The sequence below is a fragment of the Hylemonella gracilis ATCC 19624 genome (genome assembly GCF_000211835.1).
GTDB classification, from domain to species: domain Bacteria; phylum Pseudomonadota; class Gammaproteobacteria; order Burkholderiales; family Burkholderiaceae_C; genus Hylemonella; species Hylemonella gracilis.
This window is the reverse complement of record NZ_AEGR01000070.1, coordinates 1-458: the sequence shown is the minus strand read 5'-3', so window position 1 is coordinate 458 and position 458 is coordinate 1. Positions and strand designations below refer to the sequence as shown.

The window sequence follows — 458 nt, the reverse complement described above, 5'->3', positions numbered from 1 at the left end:
CGTCACCGTCCCGCCGAAGTCGTTCGCGCTGCCCAGCGTGATCGACCCCGCACCCGCGCTCAATGTGCTCGTGTTCGTGCCCGTGATCGTCAGCGCGCCCGTTTGCGTCATCGCACCACCATTGCTGGTCGCGCTCAGCGCACCTCCCACCGTGCCGCTTCCCAGGTTCAGCGCACCCGTGCTCACCACCGTCAGCGCACCCGTGTTGAGAACCCCCAGCGTCAGCGCGTTCGTGTCCGTGATCTGCGTGATCCCACCCGTCAGACCCACCGCACCCACAAAGTTGTTGCTGCCGTTGGTCAGCGTGATCGCCGCGCTACCCGCGTTGATCGCGCTCGTGGTCGTCACGCTCAGCGCTCCGCTCTGACTCACCGCCCCAGCGCTCGTCACATCCAGGGCACCTCCCACGCTCGTCGCCCCGAAGCTCGTCGTGCCCGTGCCCGTCGTCGTGGTCGTCA

The 458-nt window shown here is 67.7% G+C and carries 1 pseudogene; it reads right to left on the bottom strand.

Annotation, left to right across the window (positions count from 1 at the left end):
* Positions 1-458: pseudogene (locus tag HGR_RS17570) on the bottom strand (hypothetical protein); the annotation flags it as partial.